13 protein-coding genes and 2 pseudogenes are annotated in these 23,717 nt (G+C 70.7%); 6 read left to right on the top strand and 9 right to left on the bottom strand.

Annotated features, from left to right (window positions below; all coding sequences use genetic code 11):
- Nucleotides 1-8: 8 nt before the first annotated feature.
- Entirely contained in the window at nucleotides 9-2,921 is a 2,913-nt protein-coding gene (locus BLU79_RS42105) for an alpha-L-rhamnosidase-related protein (RefSeq protein WP_256333671.1), read from the bottom strand.
- 352 nt (nucleotides 2,922-3,273) lie between these two features.
- Between BLU79_RS42105 and BLU79_RS42100 the strand changes: the two genes are divergently transcribed.
- From BLU79_RS42100 to BLU79_RS42095, 3 genes are read left to right on the top strand one after another with little or no spacing between them, the layout of a single operon-like run.
- Nucleotides 3,274-5,139, top strand: a complete 1,866-nt coding sequence (locus tag BLU79_RS42100) for a glycoside hydrolase family 76 protein (RefSeq protein ID WP_256333670.1) — start codon at nucleotides 3,274-3,276, stop codon at nucleotides 5,137-5,139.
- Entirely contained in the window at nucleotides 5,140-5,271 is a 132-nt protein-coding gene (locus BLU79_RS49515; RefSeq protein ID WP_256333669.1) for a hypothetical protein, read from the top strand. It abuts the gene before it with no gap.
- A gap of 12 nt (nucleotides 5,272-5,283) precedes the next feature.
- Nucleotides 5,284-5,661, top strand: a complete 378-nt coding sequence (locus BLU79_RS42095; RefSeq protein WP_093911328.1) for an SMI1/KNR4 family protein — start codon at nucleotides 5,284-5,286, stop codon at nucleotides 5,659-5,661.
- A gap of 351 nt (nucleotides 5,662-6,012) precedes the next feature.
- On the opposite strand, the gene BLU79_RS42090 is transcribed toward BLU79_RS42095, so the two are convergent.
- Nucleotides 6,013-7,431, bottom strand: a complete 1,419-nt coding sequence (locus BLU79_RS42090) for a DEAD/DEAH box helicase (protein WP_093911327.1) — start codon at nucleotides 7,429-7,431, stop codon at nucleotides 6,013-6,015.
- Between the two features lie 164 nt (nucleotides 7,432-7,595).
- Nucleotides 7,596-8,233 (bottom strand): annotated as a pseudogene (locus BLU79_RS49510) (hypothetical protein); the annotation flags it as partial.
- 609 nt (nucleotides 8,234-8,842) lie between these two features.
- On the opposite strand from BLU79_RS49510, the gene BLU79_RS42080 reads away from it, so the two are divergent.
- Nucleotides 8,843-12,361 carry a SpoIIE family protein phosphatase gene (locus BLU79_RS42080; RefSeq protein ID WP_093911326.1) on the top strand — a complete coding sequence of 1,173 codons (3,519 nt, stop codon included), beginning with the start codon at nucleotides 8,843-8,845 and terminating at the stop codon, nucleotides 12,359-12,361.
- Nucleotides 12,362-12,459: 98 nt separating this feature from the next.
- On the opposite strand, the gene BLU79_RS42075 is transcribed toward BLU79_RS42080, so the two are convergent.
- Together BLU79_RS42075 and BLU79_RS42070 are read right to left on the bottom strand one after the other, a co-directional pair.
- Nucleotides 12,460-13,680 carry a lipase family protein gene (locus BLU79_RS42075; protein ID WP_093911325.1) on the bottom strand — a complete coding sequence of 407 codons (1,221 nt, stop codon included), beginning with the start codon at nucleotides 13,678-13,680 and terminating at the stop codon, nucleotides 12,460-12,462.
- 263 nt (nucleotides 13,681-13,943) lie between these two features.
- Nucleotides 13,944-17,684, bottom strand: a complete 3,741-nt coding sequence (locus BLU79_RS42070) for a CHAT domain-containing tetratricopeptide repeat protein (protein WP_093911344.1) — start codon at nucleotides 17,682-17,684, stop codon at nucleotides 13,944-13,946.
- A gap of 117 nt (nucleotides 17,685-17,801) precedes the next feature.
- Between BLU79_RS42070 and BLU79_RS42065 the strand changes: the two genes are divergently transcribed.
- Together BLU79_RS42065 and BLU79_RS42060 are read left to right on the top strand one after the other, a co-directional pair.
- Nucleotides 17,802-18,194, top strand: a complete 393-nt coding sequence (locus tag BLU79_RS42065; RefSeq protein WP_177001393.1) for a hypothetical protein — start codon at nucleotides 17,802-17,804, stop codon at nucleotides 18,192-18,194.
- Between the two features lie 10 nt (nucleotides 18,195-18,204).
- The gene (locus BLU79_RS42060; RefSeq protein ID WP_093911323.1) at nucleotides 18,205-19,116 is read left to right on the top strand and encodes a hypothetical protein; all 912 of its coding nucleotides are present in this window, start codon (nucleotides 18,205-18,207) and stop codon (nucleotides 19,114-19,116) included.
- A gap of 164 nt (nucleotides 19,117-19,280) precedes the next feature.
- On the opposite strand, the gene BLU79_RS48500 is transcribed toward BLU79_RS42060, so the two are convergent.
- The 4 genes and pseudogenes from BLU79_RS48500 to BLU79_RS42045 form a co-directional block, all read right to left on the bottom strand.
- The gene (locus BLU79_RS48500) at nucleotides 19,281-19,424 is read right to left on the bottom strand and encodes a hypothetical protein (protein WP_177001392.1); all 144 of its coding nucleotides are present in this window, start codon (nucleotides 19,422-19,424) and stop codon (nucleotides 19,281-19,283) included.
- Between the two features lie 109 nt (nucleotides 19,425-19,533).
- Nucleotides 19,534-20,985 carry a flavin-containing monooxygenase gene (locus tag BLU79_RS42055; protein ID WP_177001391.1) on the bottom strand — a complete coding sequence of 484 codons (1,452 nt, stop codon included), beginning with the start codon at nucleotides 20,983-20,985 and terminating at the stop codon, nucleotides 19,534-19,536.
- Nucleotides 20,986-21,638: 653 nt separating this feature from the next.
- Nucleotides 21,639-22,013 (bottom strand): annotated as a pseudogene (locus BLU79_RS42050) (GntR family transcriptional regulator); the annotation flags it as partial.
- Nucleotides 22,006-22,800, bottom strand: coding sequence for a hypothetical protein (locus tag BLU79_RS42045; RefSeq protein WP_177001390.1), 795 nt, complete (start codon nucleotides 22,798-22,800; stop codon nucleotides 22,006-22,008). The gene BLU79_RS42045 and the pseudogene BLU79_RS42050, both read right to left, overlap by 8 nt.
- Nucleotides 22,801-23,717: the final 917 nt, after the last annotated feature.

Genomic DNA, 23,717 nt, shown 5'->3' with positions numbered 1-23,717 from the left:
CACGTTCCTCAGGAGGTGCGGTAGCAGCCCTTCCGCACCCCGGGCAGCGGATCGGTGCCGAACGCCGCCGTCGTGCAACCGGTGCCGCCGGTGAACGACCTGTACACGAAGCTGCCCCGTGCGCCGTAGGCAACGGTCTGCTGCCCGCTGAAGGCGCACGTCCCGTCCTCGTCCGAGCATGCCGAGGCATAGCCGGGCGGGCCGCCGGCGGCGGTGTAGCAGCTCTTCGACTCGCCGGGGATCGGATCGCCGAACGCGGCGTCGGTGCACGGGGTGTCGCCGGTGGCCTTGAGCGTGGTGAACGCTCCGAAGGCGCCGTACATCACCGGCTGTCCCGCGACGGCCGGGCAAGTACCGTTCTGCGGCGCGCACTTGGTCCAGCCGCCGGGCGGACCTCCGTCGGGCGGCAGATAGCAGGACTTGGCCACTCCGTCGATGGGATCGCCGAAGTGGGCGTTGGTGCAGGCGACCGAGCCGCCTGTGACCTGGTGCGCGAAGTTGCCGTTGGCACCGTAGGCGACGTCACGGTTGTAGCCGGGCACGGCGCAGGTACCGCCCTCGGCCGCGCAGACGGTGTACCCGGGCGGGCCGCCCGCGTCGGCGACGTAGCAGGACTTGACGAGGTTGTCCGCAGGGTCGCCGCCGAAGGAGGCGTTGGTGCAGGCGGTGCTCCCGGTCGCCGTCTTGTACCGGTACGAGCCCGCCCCGTAGGCCACCGCGCGGGTGCCGCTGAAGGAGCAGGTACCGCCTTCGCCGGCGCACCGGGTGAAGCCCGCCCGCAGCGCGCCGGTACCGGGCTCGGCGGGTGGCGGCGGATTTCCCAGTCCGGTGGCGTTCACGGTGTAGCTGCCCGGGGCGACGCCGGTGAGGTAGACGTAGGTGTCGTCCTGGCTCGCGCCGGTGATTCCCGAGGTGGGCGTGAAGGTTCCGTTGCTCCAGACGACCTTGCCGTTCACGGACACCGAGATGTCGCCGCCGCCGAACTTCGGGACGCCGATCCGGCCGGTGGTGCCGGACGGGCTGGTGAGGTGCGCCGAGTAGGTGCCGGCGGCCCGATCGCGCGACCAGGAGGCGTTGACCGCGCCCTGGGGCATGGTGATGCGGCCCTCGGCACTGGTCAGGTCGCCGGGGTGCGGGACGAAGCGGTACGCGCCGGTCGCCGACTCCGGTGCCGTACCGAGCACGTCGAAGGTGAGGGTGGAGGTGGGCGCGGTGGACCAGCCATGGGCCAGGCTCATGAACGAGCCCCCGTAGGCGTGGCCGCCGTCGGCCTTGATGCCCTCCCAGAAGGTGCTCTTGGTACCGATGTCGCTGTTCAGCATGTGGCCCCAGGTGCGGCGGATCTGCGCCAGGGCGGTGTGGTCGTTGTTGGCGGCGAAGTGGGCGTTGAGCTCCATTCCGCCGGCGAACGGCGAGACGTTGCCGCCCCACTCGGGTGTGATGGGGCCGTAGATGCCCCACCGGTCCGCGAGCCGGCTGACGATACTGCGCGCCTTGGCCGTGGAGTCCGTGAGTCCGTACCAGACCGCGAGCGAGTTGCCGTCCTGCGGGTACAGGCCGCTGGTCGGGTTGTCCTTGTACATGCCCTTCGAGGCGTCCCACAGACGGGAGTTGGCCGCGGACTTGAGGGCGGCCGCCTTGTCGGCCCAGCTCGCGGCGAGCGCGCTGTCGCCCTTCACCGTGGCCAGGGTGGCGCCGCCCTTGAGCGCGGCGTACAGCAGCGCGTTGGCGGAGATGTTCTCGCCGCCCTGGCCGACCCGGGCCCAGTCCTGGGTGCGGGTCACATTGAGCAGGTTGTTGCCGCCGATCTTGTTGATGATGAAGGCCATCCCGCGCTTGTAGTCGGCCCATTCGGAGTCCAGCCACGCCCGGTCGGCCGAGTAGGTGTAGTACGTCGACGTCCCCAGCAGAGTCCAGGTGTGGTAGGTGTCCGAGCCGGTGAGGTTGAACGGCGGGCCCGACCAGGGGATTTCACCCTCCGCCGACTGCACGTTGTACATCGTGGTCAGCGCGTTGCGGGTCGAGGTGAGGTCGTTGGAATACGCGTACTGCGTGGGTACGGCGATGCCCAGGTCGCCGGGCCACACCGTGCGGTCGCGCTTGGCCCCGTCGACCAGGACGGACTCGCCCACGCCCACGGTGGCGCTGTTGTCCCACTCCGTGGCCGGCGGGGGCCAGGCGCGGCCCTGGTCGGAGGCGATCGTGTTGAGCTGCACGGTGTACGCCCCCGCGTACCAGATGCGGTTCAGCAGGTCGTCGCTGGAGTGGAAGTAGTTGGCGTAATCGGCCGGGTTGGCCTTCCCCGGAGCGGCGGTGAACTCGAGGCTGACACCCTTGAGGTCCACCCAGCCCGAGCTGTCGAGGAAGACGGTGAGATAGCGGAAGCCGCCACGCTGTCTTGCGGTGGGCATCGTGTAGGTGCCGTCGGCGGAGGCAGTGGCGTAGAGCGCCCCGTCCTCGCCGTCGCGGCCGCTGCTCCGGTCGCTGTTGGTGCCCACGTACAGGGACGACTCACTGAATGCCAGACCGACCCGCTGGCCGCTGCCGCTCACAGCCCCGAAGGACAACGTTGTCAATCCGCCGACTTCCTTGCCGAAGTCGAGGGTGATGGCCGACTGGGCGCCGGAGAGTCGCGTCGGCTGCCCGCTGAGGACGTTCTGCGGGTTCGCGACGCTGCCCGACGTTCGGTGGACGGCTGTCGGCTTGAGGGTGCGGGAGGCCGGCGAGTAGTTCAGGGCGTCAAGGGCCGCCTTGTGGACGCCTGTTGTGGTCGTCGAGGTCGTAGAGGTCGCCGCGGACGCGGATGGTACGGCGTCGGCGGACGGCGCGTGACCTGCGGACAGCGCAGTGGTGGCGATCATGGCGAGGCCGAGCAAGTGGTGCCGGCCTGGCGATCTGCTCAGCGGGGAACGACGGCGCACGGAGACCTCCCGGGGCGGGTTCGGGAACGCGGAAAGCACGATCTCTGAAACGATTCAAATTTATGGCCTACGAGGCCCGGTGGCCGATCGGACAGCTGGATGCGCGAGGAGCCTCGTCGAAGTTCCACCGATGATGGGCGCACGTAGTCGGGGTGTCAACCCGTCGCGGTGGCCGTGAACTGCCCCCAAACGAAGCTCCGTTGGCAGCATTGACAGGGCCTCGCCATGCCGGTTCACTGCCTCGGAGACAGGTATGGACCAGTGCTCGATGTCCGCCCGGCTCGGCGCGAGCCGTCGGCCCCGGTCATGCCCGCCGGCCGGCATCCCCATCGTGGAATCGAGGCGAGTTCCGGTGTCCTTACTCAGTGTCGACATCGTTGTCAGAACGCGGCTCCTCGGCTTCCTGCTGACGACCGCTCTCGCGTTCGGAGCACTGGTCCCGGTCGCCACGCCCGCGGCCGCCGCCACCCCGGTGTGCGTACTGGCCTGTGACACGCTGGACCCCTCACAGGCCCGGCAGGAGAGCTTCCCCGTGCCGGACAAGGACCTGGGCGGCCGTCGCCTCCAACTGCACGTCTCCGACGCGGACGACATGGCCTGGGCCAGCATCGACAACGGCGTGCCCGGCGACTCGGTGTGGCTGGACCGCTCCTGGGACGGCGGCGCCACCTGGGAGGGACTGCTCGGCAAGGCGAGCATCCCGAGCACCTGGACCGGCACCAGGACGCTGATGTACAACATCACCGACCCCCGCAACCACAGACGGGGACTCGTGCGGGCCTGCGGCGACGCCGCAGGCGTCGGCTGTACGAACTGGGTCTACCCCACCGTCTGCGACACACTCTGCGACGGCACCGACGCCGGCCAGGCGGCCGGTGACGACCAGCCGGTGCCGTCGACCACCCTCTACGGCCGCACGATCAAGCTGCACGTCGACCAGAAGAACTCCATGGCCTGGGCGAGCATCGACACCGGTGGCGCCGGCGACGAGATCTGGCTCGACCGCTCCTGGGACGGCGGCTCGACCTGGCCGGACGGCTCCTCCCTCGGCCGCACCAGCACTCCGTCCGGAGCCACCGGCACCCGTACTACGATGTACGCCACCCGGGACCCGCGCGGCCTCCTCTACGGCGGCGCGGTCCGCGCCTGCGGCCGGGAGGCCGGCCACCAGGAGGGCAGTTGCACGGCGTGGGTCAGGCCCGCACCGAGCAGGGCGCGCGCGGCGGCGGACGCGCTGATGACCTCGTACGACCCCTACAACGGCTGGTGGCCCAGCAGTTGGTGGAACTCTGCCGCCACCCTCACCTCGCTCATCGATTTCGCCAGGACCACCGGCACGCACGACTACGACTGGATCGTCGCGCGCACCTTCGAGCAGAACAAGGGCGTCTTCCCCGCCGGTGTGCGCAGCTCGGACGCGATCGAGGGCCACTTCATCAGCCGTTCCATCGACGACTCGGGCTGGTGGGCCATCGCCTGGCTCGACGCGTACGACTACACCGGCGACGCCCGCTATCTCAACGAGGCCGTCACCATCGCCGACTACGTCCAGCAGTACTGGGACCCCGGCACCTGCGGCGGTGGCGTGTGGTGGGACCGAGAGCGCACCTACAAGAACGCCGTGACGAACGGGCAGTACCTTTGGCTGACCACGGCGCTGCACCAGCGCATCCCGGGCGACACCGTATGGCTCCAGCGAGCGAAGACGGCCGCCGCCTGGTACAAGGCCAGCGGGATGATCAACTCCTCGGGGCTGGTGAACGACGGGCTGACCTCGGCCTGCGCCAACAACGGCAGCACCGTGTGGAGTTACAACCAGGGACTCGCCATCGGCGGCTTCACCGAACTGTGGAGGTCGACCGGGGACAGTTCACTGCTGACCACCGCACGCACCCTGGCCGACGCCGCCATCAGCAGCCCGGCGCTGACCCGGGACGGAGTGCTCACCGAGTCCTGTGACATCGGCTCGGCGTCCTGCGACGACAACCAGAAGCAGTTCAAGGGCATCTTCATGCGGCACTTCGCCGACCTCGCGAAGGCCACCGGCTCCACCACCTACCAGAGTTACCTCCGAAGGCAGGCGGACACGCTGTGGGCGCGGGACCGCAACTCCCTCAACGCCCTCGGCCAACGCTGGGCGGGTACCAGCCCCAACCAGACCGACTGGCGTACCCAGGCCAGCGCCCTCGGAGCGCTCACCGCCGCCGCGGCAGGTTGAATGCCCGCGTGCCTCGGCCTCAAAGGCTGGGTCGCCGCAGCCCGCGCCGAGGATCTGCCCGGACTACGCGCATTCGCCACCGGATCGGAGAACGGCTCGGACGCCGTCGTGCAGGGCCTGACCGCCTGTTGATAGAACGGCCTCATGAGTTCGAACGACGACCAGATCACGCAGGCCGAGCGCCGCTTCGGGGTCCGATTTCCCGAGGACTACCGACGCTTCCTGGTCACGGAGGGGAGCATGGCCCGGTTCGTTCCTCCTGCCGACGACTTGCTGATGATCAATTCCGTGACGGAGCTCATCGAAGTCAATGAGGCCGGCGACTTCCAGGAACGCTTCCCCGGGAGCGTCGTCATCGGCGGGGACGGAAGCCGCGAAATGCTCACCTATGACTTTCGACAGGAACCCCCGCCTCTGGTCCTGCTCGACGTCTCCGCTCCGGACTGGTCGTCCGCCATCCACCAGGCAACTTCGTTCTCTGCCCTGCTCGAGCACGAGAAGGCGGCACGGACGGTCCGCTGACCGGCGCACTCGGTGGGCGGTGAGGTATGCCCACCGGAGCGGCAGGCCCGCCTGACCGGCAGCGGGCCAGTCTCGGCCGGATGGGGCGACATCTGGTCGGCATGGGCTCACGCCGACGGCGGCCGCTGGGAGTGATAGGAGCACGGGAGTGAAAGAGAGCTCCCAAACCATTCCCGAGCATGCGTGAGGGGCCTCTGAAGAGGGCCCCTCGGGCGACGAAGGCCGTGTGGAAAGGCGCCGAGACACGGACTCCGCATGACCGGATCAACTCGCCTCGTCCGAAGGCAAGTTGGCGGCCAACCCCGGGCCACCCTCACTACGGGACGCAGCGCACGAGCGGCCGCACCGGCGTCAGCGGCCTTTGCGTACCCGGGCCGCCGCGCGGGCTTCCGCGGTCCTGCGGGCCTCGGCGGCTTTGCGGGACTCCTTCGCGGGGCGGCCCGTACGGGAGCCGAGGCCGCGGAAGGGGATGTTGCCGCTGTTGGTCTTCGTCCCGGTCGGGGGGCGTTTCGCGCCGGTGATGGTGGTCAGCTTCGCCTCGCCGGAGCGCACTTGTGTGACCGTCGGCCGGATCCCGGCGTCGGACATCATCCGGTTCACATCGCGTCGTTGGTTGGGGGTGACCAGGGTGACCACGGTCCCGGATTCCCCGGCGCGTGCCGTGCGCCCGCCTCGGTGCAGGTAGTCCTTGGCGTCGGCCGGCGGGTCGACGTTGACGACAAGGTCGAGCGTGTCGATGTGAATGCCTCGCGCGGCGACATTGGTGGCCACCAGCACGCTGATCTCACCGTCCTTGAACTGGCCGAGCGTGTGCGTGCGTTGAGGTTGCGACTTCCCGCTGTGCAGCGCACCGGCCCGTACGCCGCTGGCCCGTAGGTGACGCGTGAACTGGTCCACGCCGGCCTTGGTGTCCAGGAACATCAGTACCCGGCCGTCCCGCGCGGCGATTTCGGTCGCGGTCGCGTACTTGTCGGCGGCGTGGATGTTCAGCACATGGTGTTCCATCGTGGTGACCGAGCCCGCTGCCGGGTCGATCGATGCGAGAACCGGGTCGTGGAGGTAGCTCCGCACCAGCTGGTCGACGTTGCGGTCGAGAGTGGCCGAGAACAGTAGCCGCTGCCCGTCGGCGCGCACCTGGTCCAGGATTTCCGTGACCTGCGGCAGGAAACCCAGGTCGCACATCTGGTCCGCCTCGTCCAGCACCGTGATCCGCACCTGATCCAGGTGGCAGTCCCGGCGCGACACCAGGTCGGCCAGCCGCCCCGGCGTCGCGATGACCACGTCGGCTCCCGTTCGCAGCAGCGCCTGCTGCCGGTTGATCGACAGTCCGCCGACCACCGTCGCCAGTCGTACATTCAGTGTCTGCGCGTACGGGGCCAGCGCGTCGCTCACCTGCTGCGCGAGTTCCCGGGTCGGCACCAGGACCAGCGCGAGCGGCCGCTTCGACCCCGCTCGCAGGCCTGCGGTCCGGATCAGGAGCGCCAGCCCGAAAGCCAGCGTCTTGCCGGAGCCGGTCCGCGCGCGGCCGAGGACATCGCGGCCGGCCAGCGCGTTCGGCAGGGTAGCCGCCTGGATCGGGAAAGGCTCCGTCACCCCGAAGCCGATCATCGTCTTCATCAGCTCCGACGGCAGCCCGAGTGCGTCGAAGGACGCGGCCGGAGGCAGGCCCGGGGACACCGTCTGCGGCGTCGAAGGTTCGCCCTGCGATCCCGTCGCCCGTTGCGGTGTACCGGCATGGGGGAGTCCAGGGGCCGACGGCTTCGCGTTCATGGGGGAACCTTCCTGATCTGGCGCCCCGGAACGGTCCGGGGCCCGTACCGAGTGGTACGGGCCCCGGTGATGTCGAAGCGTGCCCTCATTTTATCAGCGGGCGCCCGGATGTCCGCTGGTCCGGTCGCCCCGTGCAGCACTTCCGCGGGCGCAACCGCGGCGGGCTACGTATCAGCGGAGCCAACCCGTCCAGCGGTGGTGGCTTCCCAAGGGAGCAGTCGAGCCATGCAGCTACGAGGCCATCGGTTGCGGCGCTCACAGAGCCGGGCTCGGCCGGCCAGCGCGAGCATCGGCATCCAGGCGAGCATGTCCAGGGCGAGCTGGACGATCTCCGGCCAGATCTGGTTCTGCGCGGTGTCGTGGAGGGGGCAGGTTGCGCAGGCCGAGCTCGGTCACCCATGCACCGTCACGGATCTCCGCCGGGCTCGACGGCCGCTGTCCAGGCAAAGGCGGGGACTTCCACAACGGTCGGGTGAAGGACGTCGATGACGGTCATTCCGGTCGAGTAGGACAACCGCCTCCGCGCTTCGCGAGGCAGATCACGAACTCGTGGGTCCCGCCGCCGGAGTCGGTCCGGATCAGTGTCTGGTGCCCGCGCCGGTGCTTCTTTGGCAGCTGGGCCAAGGCCAGTTGGGCCGTGGTGTTGTGGGCGGCGGCGTCTGGAACGCCTGGGCCGGCCACCTTCCAGACATGCTCGCGGACCTGGGAGCCGTGCGGCGCGGATCGCGGCAAGGGCCTTCGGCCCGGCCGAGGCGAGCCCGTCGATGAGACGACGGACAGTGGGATCCGCGCAATCTTCTCCAAGTGGCGTGTGCTGTGGTTACGGTGCGTTGCAGCCAGAGGTGGTGCGGATCAGTGGTCCGGCCCGCCCGCGAGTTGAGCGCAACCACGGGATCGGGTCGCGTCATGTTGGGATCGCTTCGCCGGTCAGGCAGGACGGCGAACCCCGTGGCGTGGTCGGTGCGTTTGGCGAGGGTGAGCGCGTGGTGGAACCGCGTGCGAGCCCAGTCGACGAGTCGGCGTATCCGCCGTCGGCCCACACCAGGGTTATTCCGCGGTCGAGTTCACACACTCGCTGCAGCAGCGGCATCCCGATCCTGGGCGCTCGCGGTGAAGACCAGCACCACCACCCACAGCAAACCCGGGCAAGCCGCGACCTGCCCTTGCGGCCCGCCACCTTCTTCGGCGGGGACTGCGAGTCGGCGATCGCCGCCGTCGGCAGCCGACTGAAAGCGTACACTGCTGAATAAATCACAATTTTGACTGTTTTAGCCGCGCAATTCCGTCAGGAGCGTAGCCAGAACCGTCGGATCCGGCGTCCTATCTGCCCAGAAGGTTCGCAGTGAGTGGCCGTCGGCAGCCTTGGGAGGGCGCGGGCGGATCGCATAGGCGCCAGGAGGAAGATTTCTCGATGACCCGGCCCGATGACCCGCGTACCGCGGCGGCCCGGATGTTCGCCGAGGCGGGCGCATTCGGCGAGCTTCTGGCTGGGATCGAGTGGGCGGAGACGCCGCTCGGGCCCCCCGAGTCCTGGCCGGGGCCCCTTGTGGACAGCATGCGCCTCATGCTCACCTCTGAGCACGGGATGGCTCTGTACTGGGGCACCGAATTCGCCACGCTGTACAACCTGGGTTCCTCACCCATTGTCGGCGCCAAACACCCCTGGGCCCTTGGCAGGCCATATAAGGATGTGTTCCCCGAGGTCTGGGCCCATCCCGTGAGCTCCCACTTCCACTATGTGATCGACACCCGTAAGTCCCTGCTGATCCCCGATGAGCCTCTGATCATGGAGCGCCACGGCTTTCCGGAGCAGTGCTACTTCGACTCCTCTTTCCAGCCTGTGCTGCTGGACGACGGCACCGCCGGTGGCGTGCTGCAGATCATCACCGAGACCACCGGCCGGGTACTGGGCGAGCGCCGGCTGCGTCTGCTGAGCGAGACCGGCGCCCTCACCGCCGGGCTGCCCACCCCGGGCGAGGTCGCCCGTGTCGTCGCGGAGGTGTTGGGTTCCTATCCCGAGGAGATCCCGTTCCTGGGCTTGTACCTGGCATCCGAGCCGGGGATGCTGCGGCCTGCGGCCTCCGCCGGGCTCCAGCCGGCGCCCGAGGCCGTCTCGCCGGGTGCGGCCGACGGGTCGGAGGTCGCGGCCCGGCTGGTGCAGGTGGCTGCCGACGGTGCCCCTGCCACGCTGCCGGCCGCCGCGTTCACCGGCGGCAACACGGCCGGGCAGCACACTGCGGCCTCCTGGCTCCCAGTCGAGGAGGCGCTGGCTCTGCCGCTGGACTGTGCGGGCCAGGTGGCGGGCGTCCTGGTGGTGGGCGTCAACCCCTGCTTCCCGCCGGCCGGGACCTACCGGGACTTCCTGGAGGTGCTCGCCGCCGCCGTGGCCGGGGCGCTGACGGCCGCGCTCGCCCACGACGAGCAGCGCCGGCGGGCGGAGGCGCTGGCCGAGCTGGACCGGGCCAAGACCACCTTCTTCGCCAACGTCAGCCACGAGTTGCGCACCCCCCTCACCCTGCTTCTGGGCCCGCTCCAGCAGGCCCTGGCCGACGAGGACCAGCCCGAGCGGCGCGAGCAGCTGGAGCTGGCCGAGCGGGGCGCCCTGCGCCTGCTGAAGCAGGTCAACACCCTCCTGGAGGTCGCCAGGGCCGATGCTGGACAGATACGTCCGGCCCTCGAGCCGGTCGACCTCGCCGGTGCCACGGCCGAGCTGGCCGGGGTGTTCCGCTCCGCCTTCGAGGCGGCCGGGCTGACGCTGGAGGTGGACTGCCCGCCGCTGCCCAAGCCGGTGTCCCTGGACCGGGAGATGTGGGAGAAGATCGTCCTCAACCTGCTCAGCAACGCCCTGAAGTTCACCTTCACCGGCGGCGCCCGGGTGCAGGTTGCCGCGGTCGGCGACCGAGCCCGGCTGACCGTGACCGACACCGGTACCGGCATCCCTGCGGACGAGTTGCCGCGCCTGTTCGAGCGCTTCCACCGGGTCCGCGGCGCCCGCTCCCGCTCCCACGAGGGCAGCGGCCTCGGCCTGGTGCTGGTGAAGGACCTGGTGGAAGCGCACGGCGGCACCGCCCGCGTGGACAGCCGGCTCGGCGAGGGCACCAACGTCACCGTGGACCTCCCCTTCGCCGCCGCCCACCGGCCCCGCCCGGCCCCGCCCGCGGCCGACGCCGGCTCCTCCGGAGAATCCGCCAGGGAAACCCCCGGGGAAGGCGGAGGCGCACGGCTCGGCCGCGCCGCGGCCTATGTGGACGAGGCGCTGGGCTGGCTGGCGCCTGACCCCGTCCCCGCCGCGGCCACCCCCACAGCACCCGCCCCGCACGCCCCCGCGACCCACGATGCCCCCCACGGACCAGATCCGCACGAAACCGACCGCCCCCACCGGGCCCGCCTGCTGGTCGTCGACGACAACGCCGACATGCGCGCCTACCTCACACAGCTCCTGCAGCCCGACTACGACGTGCTGCTCGCCGCCGACGGCCGGGCCGCCCTGGAGATGGCCCTGGCGCAGCCGGTGGACCTGGTGCTCAGCGACGTGATGATGCCCCGCATGGACGGCTTCGAGCTGGTCCGGGCGCTGCGCGCCGACCCGAGCACCGCCCGCCTGCCCATAGTCCTGCTCACCGCCCGCGCCGGTGAGGAGGAATCCGTGCAGGGCCGGCAGGCCGGCGCCGACGACTACCTGGCCAAACCCTTCTCCGCGCGCCAGCTGCAGGCGCGCGTCCGCACCGGGTTGGAGCTGTCCCGGCTGCGCGAACAGGCCCTGACCGAGACCCGCAACCAGCTGGCCGTGCTGGCCTCCCTGGCTGACGCGGGCCTGCAGCTGTCCGCCACCCTCGACCCGGACCAGATACTGCAGACTGCCGGCCAGATCTTGCTGCCCGACTTCGCCGACCAGATCAGCATCCACTTCGCCGCCGCAATACGCGCCCCGGACCAGTCACCCCCGCCGTACATCGCAGGCACCACCCTTCTCGCCCGCGAGGCCCTGGCCACCGCCGCCACTCACGCGATCAACGGCACCGCCCCGGACCCGGCCGGCCCGCACCCGCCGCCCGCCGCCGTGCTGGCCCTGCCGCTGCACGCCCACGACCAGACACTGGGGGCCCTGGTACTGGTCCGGCACACCGACTACTCCGCGGTCGAACACAAGTATCTGGAGAACCTCGCCCACCGTCTGGCACTGGCCTACGACAACGCCACCCGGTACCACAACGAGCGTCGCCTCGCCCTGACCCTGCAGAGCGCCCTGCTGCCCCACCGCCTGCCCCAGGTGCCCGGGGTCCGCCTGGCCACCCACTACCGGGCCAGCAACCGCGGCGCCGAGGTCGGCGGCGACTGGTACGACGTGCTCGCACTGCCCGACGGCGCCGTGGGGCTCGCCATCGGCGACGTCATGGGCCACGACGTGGAAGCCGCCATCGTGATGGGCCAACTGCGCTCCGCCCTGCACAGCCTCGCGATGGAGGGCGCCGGCCCTGCCCAGGTGCTGGCCAGGCTGGACGCCTACCTGCAGTCACTCGCCACCGAACGCTTCGCCACCTGCCTGTACGCGGTCTACAACCCGCAACTCCACCGCCTGCGCTACGCCGCCAGCGGGCACCTTCCGCCCCTGCTGGTAGCCGCCGACACCGCCTATCTGGAGCTGCCCCCGGCGCCTCCGCTGGGACTCGGCAGCACCCCGGTCGACCGCGAGGTGGCGTTCCCGCCCGGCACCAGCCTGCTGCTGTACACCGACGGCCTGGTGGAAAACCGGTCACTCTCCCTGGACACCTGCCTGGCGGCCCTGTGCGAGACCTGCGGTGCGCTACCCGCCGCCGCGCGCACCGACCCCCAGCAGATCACCGAACGGGCCCTGGAGCTGCTGAACACCCCCGGCCGGGTCGACGACGACACCGCCCTGCTCGCCGCCACCGCCGAACCATCGTGTTGAACCGACGACCCGCAGGCTGACGGAAGTGTCATACGACCGACCGCTCCTGCTCGTCACCGTTGCCAAGGAAGCTGTGGAGCCATTGCCGGTGGCGCGCTTCAGTCGGTCTTCGCCGACTCGTCGAAGAACCTGACGATCCGGGGCAGGGCTTGTCGCACCGATCCGTTGTGGTCGTAGTCGCCGACGTCGGTCAGTCGCGATGCGGCGCCGTTCCTCCTCAACTGGTCGGCGCAGTACGTCGCGTGACTGAGGTCGACGTCCTTGTCGCCCCGGCCGTGGAAGATCTCCACCGGTACGTTCGGCCGCCAGTCGCACGTTTTGTCCATCGGGCGCAGCCTGTCCTTCAGGACACCGTCGGGCTGGCGGATCTTGTTCAGGAAGTCCTCGGTGAACAGGTCCTTGGAGGCCGCCGGGAGATCGCTGACGATCTGCCCGGCGGTGTGGTGGCCGTCGAAGAGACCCTCCACTTTGCTGTCGTAGGGGGAGCGGAAGACGTCGCCGGGTGACGTGTAGAGGCCGTACATCTTGTTCCAGGCGGTGACGAAGTAGGCGAGGTAGATGCCGGATTTGGCGATCTTGTCGTCGGCTGCGGCGGCCTCGAAGGCCGAGAGGTGGTAGGGGCCGCTGACCGGGGCGAGTGCCCCCAGCCGGAAGTAGCGGTCGGCGCCCTCCTGCTGAAGCGCCCGGCCTACCAGCATGGTCGCGGGGCCGCCCTGCGAGAACCCGCTGACCTGAACTTTCCGCTTCAGCTCCCGGCCGTTGCGGTGGGCGAAGGTCCGGGCCGCGCGCAGGCCGTCCATCGAGGCCGCGACGGTGGCCCGAGGGTCACCGTAGGGGTGGAAGCCTTCGCCCGAGCCGAGGCCCACGTAGTCGGGCGCCGAAACGGCCCGCCCGGTCGAGGCGAACAGCAGGGCGACGAGCCGGTCGTTCGACTTCGGATTCTCCGAGGCGACGTCCTTGCGGTAGACGGTGGTGCCGTGCAGCCAGGAGACAGTGGACAGGTGACGTGCCCCATTCTTGGGCAGGACGACGAGCTGGCTCGCGATCGTGGGGGCGCCTGCGCTGTCAGTGGTGCGGTAGGTGACCCGATAGGCGGTCACGCCGTAGCGGACCTGGGACGAGTCGATGTTTCCCCGGAGTTCCCCGGCCACTTCCTCCGCTGTGAGGTCGGCCGCTTGCTCGACGGAGACGACGGCCCCAGCTCGTGCCCGCTCGCTGTGGGAGCCGGCCGCCGCCGAGACCGGAGCCACCAGGGCGGACACACTGCCGAGGACCGCCGCACCAGCCAGAATCCGGATTCTCGTTCGCCGTGAAGTCATGGATGGATCATGCCCGTCGGCCGCTCCGCTGGGACATGGAGTGACCCCCCGGGATGCAAAGGGGGAAAACCCCCTTGGGGCCCTTAGGGGATGCCGGATACCCCGTCCCAGCGGGACAGGTCGGATGCCCAACGGTGTGGGGAGTGGACCGTTCTGCTCGGCAGCGGCAGCGGCAGCGGCAGCGGCTGGGTCGGGCCGAGGGCGAGGGCCCCGTCCGAAACGTCGATGGTTGGTGGTGTGTCACGCGACCCGTCGGAAACGCCCTAGGGCCCCGCGTGTACCTGGCACGCCCACAGGCTGGGCGTCCGGGGATAGGTGTCGCGCACGGTCCGTACGGCGCCGGCCAGGGCCTCGGCCGTGCGGGCGACGTCGAGCGTGCCGTCGCCCCGGTCCAGGGCGTCGTACACGCCGAGCGCCACCTCCCTCCCGATCATGTCGTCGACGTGCCACAGGGAGCCGACGACATGGGGGAAGCCCGCCATCTGGAAGGCGCTGACGATGTGGACGGCCTCGTCGGCGAGCTCGGGACTGGTGAGCAGGGTGTCACAGGAGGACAGGTAGGCGAGCCGGACGGACGGCAGCCGCAGCCGGGCCAACTCGCGGACGGTCAGCGGGCGTTCGGTATGGTCGTGCAGGACGAGCCGGCTGCCCGAGGCGCGTTCCAGGTCGCCCAGGGCGTGGCAGGCGAAGTGGACATAGGCGTGCCGGTGCAGGGCCGACACGACCGCGGAATGGGTGGCGGCGGCGTCCGCCAGCAACTCCGCCCCGGGGAGCAGACGGGCCAGATGGTCGGCCTCGCCGCGGGCACCCGGAAGCGCGGCCTGTCCGGCGGCCTCGGCAACACTGACGACGAGGGTTCCGCCGACCGCCGCGCGGGCGGCCCGCCGACGGGCGTGGTGCAGGGCCCGCAGGGTCGGCGTGTACGAGGAGACCACCCGGTCCAGGGCGCCGGGAGCGGCGTCGGTGTCCGCAGGGGCCGCCGCGTGCAGGGGCAGCGTGCCCAGGAGGCCGCCGGGCGACCACCACACACGGGCCGCCCCGGGCAGCCGGTCCAGGACCGGGCCGGTGACCGCCCGCCACAGCCAGGCGAGGGTCTCCCGTACGTCCTGCTGCGCGCGCTGGGACTGCTTGCGCGAGGTTTCCGGTGCGCCGATGCGCACCAGCGCGTCCTGGAAGGTCCGTCGGCGCGTAGCCGTCGTTTCGGGGTCGAGGTCCGGGAGCGGTACGGCGTCGATGGCGTGCTCGGTGACGACCAGGGCGTGGCTGCCGTACGGGGAGACGTTGACCAGGACCACCGGGCCCGCGGCCGCCGTGGCACGCAGTTCGCCCTCGTCCCAGTCCCGCACCGGTCGCAGCAGGCCCAGTTCGGGATGCTCGGCGCGGATCCGGGCGGTGAGGCCGCGCCACTCGGCGGCCAGCCGCTGCCGCACATCGGCGCGGGCGTCGGCGGGGCCGGGCGCTTCCTCCGGCAGGGGCCCCAGGTTGTGGGTCGCCGTGTCGAGGACCTCCCGGAGTTCCTCGAAGCGGTCGGCGAGGCCGGGAGCGGTCTCCCGGAGCCGGGTCAGATCGCTGTCGGCGTCGAAGGCGTGGGAGAGGATCACGCCCCTCGCCTGTTCGAGCAGGCCGACCGCGAGTCCGGGCCGGCCGCAGCGCACCGCGCACGCAGCGGCGGCGGCGCCCAGCCCGACGGTACGGCTCAGCAGGAACTCCTGGTCGTCACGGACGAGATGGCGGGGCGCGACGGAGTGCAGCAGGTCGACCGCCACGACATAGCCGTCCAGGGCGCCGGCCCAGTCGCCCAGCTCCGCCCGGACGTCACCCCAATCCCGTGCGGCGTCCAGGCGCAGGGCGGGCGCGCACTGCTGCTCCAGGGCCGCTTCCCGGAGCCGCTCGGCCGCTTCGATCAGATCGGCCTGCCGGCGACGGCGGCGGAGCCCCACACCGCGCAGGGCCCTGCCCAGGTTCGCCAGGCGCTGGGTGCGTGTGGGGTGGCCGGACGGGGTGGCCTCGACCGCCCGGCGGTACAGCGCGACCACCTCGTCCTGGGCGGCCGACGACAGCAGGGTGCGGGGGCTCAGGAGCCGTGCGTTCGCGGCCACCGTGAGGGCACTGGGCAGGTCGGGGGAGTCCTGGGGCAGCGCTGCGATCACCAAGTCGGCCAGCTCGCGTGCCTCGCGTGCCTCGCCGATCCGCATCGTCTTCGCGATGCGCAGCAGCAGGGCGACGGAGAGGTTGTGGCGGCGCCGGGGCAGCGTCGGGTCGCCCTCCGGGGTGAGGGCGAGCGCCTGCCTCAGGAGCCGTACCGCCTCGTCGAGCCGGGCGACGGGGTCGGGGGCACGCTCGAAGCCCCCCATGAGACTGAGCCCGGTCGAGCTCGCCAGCGCCGCCTCGTGCGCGGGGCCCATGCCGGGCAGTTCGGCGGCCCGGCGCCGGCACGCCTCCGCCTCCCGCAGGTCGTCGCCGTCCTCGGTCAGCTGGTGCCGCAGACTCAACGCGGCACCGAGGTTGAGCAGCCGCAGCCCGAGCGACCCGTGCCCCTCCCGGGTGAGAGCCACCGACTCCCGATGGACCAGTACGGCCTCGTTCAACTCCTCCGGCTTTCCCGAGCGTTGGAAGAAGGCGATCAGCACCAGGCCGAGGTCGTCGAGCGCCGCGGGACGGTCCGGGTGGTCCGGTGCCATCAGCTTCTCGGCGCGGCGCAGTTGGCGCAGCGCCTCGTCCAGATCCGCCCCGTTCGCTCTCGGGTCGCGCAGGTAGCGGTTGTACAGGGCCATCGCGGGGGCGATGAGCGGCAGTTGCGGGCCGTCCGCCGCCTCCGCGGATGCCATGGAGAGGTCGGTGAAGCCGAGCGCCGCGTCCAGATCGGCCTGGGAGCCGGTCGCGACGGAGCGGGCGCGCAGGGCGTTGCCCAGAGCGTTGCGCAGGGCGGCGGTCTCTCCCGGATTCCCTGCAGCCCGCAGCGCCTCGGTGAACACGGCGATCGCCTCGTCCAGATCCGCCACCCGGCCGGTGTGGTGTGCCCTGAGAACGAGCGCCATGCCCAGGTCGTGCCCCGCCGCCGCGGGTCCCTTCAGGTGGCCGTCGACGGCCCGGCGGCACACGTCCACCGCCTCGTCGCACTGCTCGGGCGTCGCGCCCTCCAGCTGCCGCAGCAGCACCAGTGCCTGCCCCAGGGCGCCGAAGCCGTGGGGGAGATGCGGGTGGCAGGGCGGCAGTTGGGCCAGTACGTCCCGCGCGATGCCCACTGCCTCGTGCAGGTCCTCGGCGTCGTGCGACTCCAGGTAGCGGTCCAGGAGCAGGCGGCCCAGACCGGCGAGGACGAGGACCCGTTCGGGGGAGGCGGCCGGGATCCGCCTGAGGGCACCGCGGACGAACCGGACCGGATCCGCGTCCGGCATGTCCTCGAACGGCCATGTCGCCCCCGCGAGGGTCACGATGTCGGCGGCACCTCTGAGCCGGCCCGGGAACCAGGGGTCGTACTCCGGCGTCGCGAGTACGGCGAGACCGGCGAGCCCGATCGTGGTGGCGAGCCGGGCTTCACGCGAGGGCGACATGGTGGCCAGCAGTACGGCCATCTCGTGGAGCCTGCGGACGGACTCGGAAGCGCCCGGCGGCGGGTTGTGCTGCCGCCCCTCCGCCACGATCTCGAACGCGGCGACCTGGGCCGCCCACTCGTGGGGACCGTCCGCGTTCGTCGGGTCGGGGTGGATGGCTGGATCGTTGGCCGCGTAGCCCGCCGCCAACTGCGGCGGCACCAACGCCGGACTGGCGACCCACACCGGGTAGAGCAGGGTCCCTGCCATGCACCCGTGTACGGTGCCACGGTGCCCGGGGTCGGCCATCGCACGGGCGATGCAGAGCCAGCCGGCCGCGTGCCGGGCCTCCATGTCGGTCCTCGTGTCGCAGGTCCGCAGCAGTCCCCGCAGTTCGGCATCCGCAGCGGGGCCGAACACCACGTCCGCGTCCACACGCCCGTCCGCCGTCCCGGCCCGGTCGAGACGCACGCGAACCGCCTGAAGAAGCCAGTCCCGGTCGAACCTCACGCCGTCACCCCCCAGCCGTCGTCCCGACAGCATGTCAACTCATGCTCAACTCCGCTTGATCTCCGGCACACTTGGACCATGACCGCAGCTGCCCCCTTCCCTCACGCCGATGATCGGGCCGCCGCGGTGTGCGCCCTGCTCGGCTCGCCCGACGACCTGGAGGACCCCGACGTCCGGGACCCGGCCGAGCGGGCAAGGGACTTGCTGCGGTCCGGCGCGAGCGCCGACGAACTCTCCACCAGCTACCGCGACCTGGATGTGGCGCTGCGCCGAGCCGGAGACGCACGGGGCCTGGTCAACGAGTCCCGGAGCGCGAGGGTCCCCGGCATCTCGCACGACATCAAGGTGGCCGTATGCCCAGGACCGGCCCAGTGCACCCGGGTCGAACGGGCCCGCGACCTGCTCCCCGCCCCGCCCTGCGCCGTCAACGGCACCCGTATGCGCAAACGCCGTCTGGGCCCCCGCCAGTGACCCCGCCGGCATGAACTCTCTCCTCGCCACTCTGGGCGGCAAACTCGCCGAACGCTGGCTGAATCTGCTGGTCCTTCCCGGTGCCCTCTTCCTCGCCGCCACGGCCGTCGGCACCACCCTGGGACACCGCCACTGGCACGACATCGACCGGCTGCGCACCACGCTGGACGACCTCGCGACCCGACCCGCCCTCGACCGCGCCGGCACCGCCGCGCTCCTGGTCGCCCTCGTCCTGCTCGCCGCGACCGCCGCCTCACTCGCCGCGCAGTTCCTCGGCGGCGCGATCGAGCGGTACTGGCTCCGGTTCGGCCGTGACCCGCTGTCCCGTGCCCTGACCGCGCGCCGCAGGCGCAGATGGCGGGACCTGGACACGCGATACGAGGAGGCCCACGACGGCATCTCTGCGCCCAACGGCCGGCCGTCGGCCCCGCCGGACATCCAGGCGCGCATCGAGAACCTCGCCGAGGCCCGCGACCGCGTCGCACTACGCAAACCGACCCGCCCCACCTGGTACGGCGACCGCGTCCAGGCGACGGCGGAGCGCGTCCACGCCACCTACGGAGTGGACCTCGCCGCCCTCTGGCCACGGCTGTGGCTGATTCTCCCCGAACCCGCCGTACGCCAGATCCAGTCCGCCCACGACTCCTTCACCGCCGCCGCCCGCCTCGCCGCCTGGGCCGTGGGCTACGCCCTGCTCGCCTGCTGGTGGTGGCCGGCCGCCTTGGCCGCCATCTGCTGCGCGGCCGTCGCCCGCTCCCGCGCTCACGACGCCCTGGACGCGTTCGCCGAGCTCATCGAGGCCGCCGTCGACGTCCACGCCCGAGAACTGGCCGAGCGGGTCGGCCTGATCGGCGCTGACTCGGCGGTGCTGGGCCATGGGGTGGGGGACCGGATGTCGGAGCTGTTCAGGAAGGCAGGGTGACGGGGCGGGCGGCCTCGACCACCACTCGTCGCGGGGGAGACCGGTGTCGGCCAAGCCGATGCCGGCCAGGGCGCCCACGAGGGAGAGCAGACCGCCCGCGACACCCGCCCAGTCCGCCTCGCCGCGCAGCAGCGCGGGGCCGCAGAAGAGCAGGGTCCCGCCGATCACGATGGGGATGACGAGGCGACCGTCGCCACGATGCCGAAGGCCCACCGGTTCTCGCAGGGCTTGGCGTCGGCCATCCACGACACCATCCACAGCATGCCGAGGACGCCCACACCGGCCAGGACGACTCCGCAGAGTGTCACGACGACGCCCGCGGCGGTGGCGGTCGCTGACGTGTTTGCCCACCAGGTCGATTGCTCATCAGAACTCCCAGCTCCGCATCGGGCGCATCGGGCCGCCCATGCTCCGCGTTCATTTCTGCGAACTCGATCGGGTCAGGCCTGCGTAGCGGTATGCGACTCCGCCGGGAAGCAGGTACTCGGCCAGCAGGTTGCCGGCGCGGCGGGACGGCAACCCCATGTCGTGCAGGAGTTCGTCCGCGCAATGAATGTCGTACGGGCCGAAGTCGTAGCCTCCGGATCCGGGCAGCACCCTCTCCTGCCAGGCCAGGCGGGCGTCGATGGCCTCCTGCATCCCCTGCTCGCCCGGGGTGCTGCGGAGTGCTTCCCGGAACTTGCAGGTCAGCCAGTGCGCGGTGAGTTCCACGCCCATGATGTTGTTGAAGACCTGCCGGAAACCGACGAAGCCCAGGCGGTCGGCGCCGGGTGGCACGATGCCTCGGTAGAGCCGCAGCCGCCCGTCGGCATCGTGCACGCGCACGCTCGAATCCAGGAACGGGAAGACTTTGTGGTGCCCCGTGGCGAACACGATGACGTCCGCCGCCACTTCCTCTCCGGTCGCCAGTCGCAGGCCTTTGTCGGTATACGCCTCGACGGCAGTGACCTTGGCGGCGATCAGGCCGCGGCGGACGGCCCGCGCGTAGCCGCGTGGTATCACTCCCGCGTGGGCCAGGTGGAAGGGGAGCGCGTGAGCGGGCCGTAAGTGCTTCGGCAGCCGGTACATCCCGGTGGAAAGCAGCATGTCGCGGGTGATGAGCCACCACAGGGCCCGCTTGACCCGCTCGTCGATGCGGTCGATCGGACGGACGCAGTCCGGATCGTGGTAGCGGGGCAGGAGCGCCTCGCCGAGCCGGGTGAACAGGATCCACTTGTAGTTGACCAGACCGAGCAGGAGCCGTTCGGGGATCATCCAGTTCACCTTGCGCTGGACGAGTGTGGCCGAGGTCGCCTCGTGTGCGGCGCGGGTGATCAGGTCCAATGCGGACTTGCCGCCGCCCACGACGACCACGCGCCGCCCGGCGAAGGTCCCGACCCGCACTTCGTTGGAGTGCAGCACGGTCCCGCGGAACAACTCACGCCCGGGCAACTCGGGCATTTGGGCATGATGATGAGCCCCACTGGCGACCGCGACGTAGTCGAATGTCTCGCGATGAACGTCCGCCGCTTCGTCGCCGACGGGCCGGGAGTCGACCGACCAGCCCGAGGCGCCCACCCGCCCGGGCCCGTCCACCGGCCGGATGGAGATCACCTCGGTGCCGGGCCGGACACGGTCCAGTACACCGAAGGTCTCGGCGTAGTTCTCCAGGTAGCGTTGCGTGTCCACCGCGCGGGCGAAGTGCAGGTTGTTGGGCAGGTCCGCGAACTCGAAGAGGCGGAGCGCGGACTGGTTGGCCAGCCCGTCGTAGCAGCCTTCTGCTGACCAGATCCCGCCGACCTGCTGGTACTTGTCGAAGACCGTGACGTCGAAGCCGTTCTCCAGCAGCACCTTGGCGGTGACGATTCCTCCGGGGCCGGCCCCGACCACGCAAGCTTTCATAAGCTGTGTCTCCCCCATGGACGACCGCCGCATCCAGCTTGCTCATCATCCCGGTGGCAGACGCCCATGCCCAGGGCAGGACCAAGCCGCCCCGATCCATGGGTCCGTTGGAGGGTGCCCAGAGCGAGGGCGTCGGAGATTCCGGCGGCCCGTTTGTTGACCGTGTTGATTGATGAGCCACAGCTGGTTGGCCATCAGAGCCGTCTAGCGGCTGACACGGAGAGGAAGATTGGCCCTGATGGCCTTGTCCAGGGCGGGAGTTGAACGGTCCCGCAGACGGTTGACGGGACCGTCGTGTGTGACGGAAAGCAGACTTAAAGGATGTCCGGACGGTCGCCTTGGGGAACCCGGTACTCCTCGGCGCGAGCAACGGGAAGGTTTGTCGAGTGCCCGTACAGGCAGCTCGGGCGAGTGAGAACCGCCACCGCATTCGTCTTGGGCGGTGGCCAACAGGTACGGGGTCTGAAGACGCTCGCACTCGGCCAGGGCGCCGACGCGTTCGGCGAGGACCGCAATCACGGCCGTGTTGCCTACGCCTACTGCTCAAGCACGTTCCTCACGCCTGTGATGTGCGCCGACGCCTCGGCCGTCTTGGGGCCACCCGTTCCGTTGTCGGCGGTGGCCGAAGAGCAGGCGGGCCCTGGGTCCAGGGCGTCGCGTACGGCGGTAAGGATGTCCTCGGTGTCAGCGCCGAGTGCCCGGGCGGCGGAGGTGAAGTCCCGGGCCAGGGTGGCGAGTTGGTCGGCATCGTGTGCGTACGGCTCGGACGGGAGCGCCGCAACCTGGGTGCCCGCGCCACGTCGTGTGCGGATCAGCTCGGCGGCCTCCAGTTCGCGGTAGGCGCGGGCCACGGTGCCCGGCGCCAGGCCGAGGTCGGCGGCGAGCTGGCGCACGGTCGGCAGGCGCTCACCCTCGGCCAGCCGGCGGGTGCGGATCAGCGCGGCCAACTGGGCGCGGATCTGCTCGTACGGCGGTACCTGGCTGGTGGTGTCGACGCGGACGGCGGGGTCACTCATCGTCGAAAGTCCCATCGTCGGCTGCCTCGTCGTCGACCGCCCGGGGTGCCACCACGGTCACCAGGGACCACCCGAAGGTGAACAGGCTCAGCAGGCCCAGGGGGCAGATCACCACGATGGTGGCGGCGCCCAGCGGGCCGGCGCAGGACTTCTCGGTGAGCGCGATGAAGATCATCAGAACGACTAGCAGCACCTGGCTCGACACCAGCAGCCCCCAGGCTCCGGTGATCGCCCACGCGCGGTCGCGGCGCTGCTGGTCGCTGCCCGGGCCGTGGGCGATGCGGCGCAGGGCCCAGACGCAGACGGGGCTTCCGATTGCGAGGGCGGCGAACATCGGGCCGCTGTAGTACAGGCCGGGCCAGGGGCCGAGGGGTGTGCGCATGCCTTCGCAGGTGACGGTGATGGCATGCCCCGTTCTGCCTGTTTGGTCGGGGTCGGATGAGGCGGTGACCGCGCCTATCGCCAGCAGGGTGACGAGGGACGCCGCCTGCAGAAGGAGCAGGGGCGCCATGCGGGGCGGTACTTGGTCTCGGATCAGGCGCGGGGCGAGACTCGCGGTGCGTACCGCTTCCTGGGGACGCAGGGTCAGTGCGTCGCCGAGCAGGACGCCGCCCACCGCGCACAGGCCGAAAGCGGTGATGGCGAACACGAGGGGCATGGCGATGTCGCCGCTCTTCATCGTGACCAACTGCTGTGCGGCCACGATGCCGATGGCCAGGCCGGACCAGCGGGCGTAGTGGTCGGCGTGGTCGAGGAGCCGGGACTGGAGCGGGACGGTGTCGAGCATATGGAGATCCCCCCAGATCATCTTGTATCAAGTGGTGGGTACAAGATGCCCTGGTCGGGATCTTGTGTCAAACACTCGATACAAGGCGATGCGCAGGGAGATGGCTTCTGGCGCAAGGGAGTTCCCTCCGGCGCGAAGAGGGGGCGCACCCCGGCCCAGGGGTGCCCTCTGGGCCGACTCGGCCCACGGTGACACGGTGACGGCATGGGATTCCGTTTCGCGTGTGCCCTCGTGCGCTGATCCATGTTGTGCGCATGATCGCTTCCCGGGCGTCGTACAGATCACCTGAGACCAGAGGCGAATCGGACCAGATCGCCTGGGGTGCAGGCCATATCGACGGAGACGGGCCATGTGAGTTGGGCCTGCACCCCCGATCAGGCCGGGTCATCGACGAAGTGTTTCTGCTGGGTCAGCGTTTGGGTCAGCGCGAAATCCCCGAGAGGGAACAGCGGCGCTAGGGGGCGTGGCCAGTGCTCAGACCATCAGCGGTTCGGGCGAGTCCGGATCCGGATACGGCTTCGGCGTCCAACGAAGGCCTCTTTGAGGGCGGCGCGCGGGGAGCGTGTCGATCCGGTCGGAGTCCTCGTGCGCCGGCTTGGGAGGCAGCCAGCGTTCGGAGGGCGAGGGGCGTGTCGTGTGTGGACGGAGGATGGGATCGGTCCTGGCCGGTGAGGGTCGAGCCTGTGACGGGTCGCGGCCCCGGACGGTACGGCGCCTGCTGCTCGTGACCGATGGGCCGCCGACCGGTCGTCGGTACGTCTGGAAATCATTCTGCCGTGGCCTCGTCGGTACCCACCCGCTCTCAAGCCCCGGCCGCTCCCGCACCCGAGCGCCCGGCGACTGGCTCGCGGAGCGCGGCGGGGCATCGGCTGCCCAACCGGGCCACGCCGGAGAACACCGAACGCACGCCGGCCAAG

Origin of the sequence: Streptomyces sp. cf386 (assembly GCF_900103585.1) — a bacterium.
GTDB lineage: Bacteria > Actinomycetota > Actinomycetes > Streptomycetales > Streptomycetaceae > Streptomyces.
Note: the sequence above shows the minus strand (reverse complement) of the source record. Positions and strands in the feature narration are given on the sequence as shown.

What these genes read in the sequence shown, in the direction of transcription:
- BLU79_RS42065 (WP_177001393.1), top strand. Translation starts at nt 17,802, where the DNA reads ATGACCGCAGCTGCCCCCTTCCCTCACGCCGATGATCGGGCCGCCGCG.
- BLU79_RS42045 (WP_177001390.1), bottom strand. Translation starts at nt 22,800, where the DNA reads ATGCTCGACACCGTCCCGCTCCAGTCCCGGCTCCTCGACCACGCCGAC.
- BLU79_RS42060 (WP_093911323.1), top strand. Translation starts at nt 18,205, where the DNA reads ATGAACTCTCTCCTCGCCACTCTGGGCGGCAAACTCGCCGAACGCTGG.
- BLU79_RS42080 (WP_093911326.1), top strand. Translation starts at nt 8,843, where the DNA reads ATGACCCGGCCCGATGACCCGCGTACCGCGGCGGCCCGGATGTTCGCC.
- BLU79_RS42090 (WP_093911327.1), bottom strand. Translation starts at nt 7,431, where the DNA reads ATGAACGCGAAGCCGTCGGCCCCTGGACTCCCCCATGCCGGTACACCG.
- BLU79_RS42075 (WP_093911325.1), bottom strand. Translation starts at nt 13,680, where the DNA reads ATGACTTCACGGCGAACGAGAATCCGGATTCTGGCTGGTGCGGCGGTC.
- BLU79_RS42095 (WP_093911328.1), top strand. Translation starts at nt 5,284, where the DNA reads ATGAGTTCGAACGACGACCAGATCACGCAGGCCGAGCGCCGCTTCGGG.
- BLU79_RS49515 (WP_256333669.1), top strand. Translation starts at nt 5,140, where the DNA reads ATGCCCGCGTGCCTCGGCCTCAAAGGCTGGGTCGCCGCAGCCCGCGCC.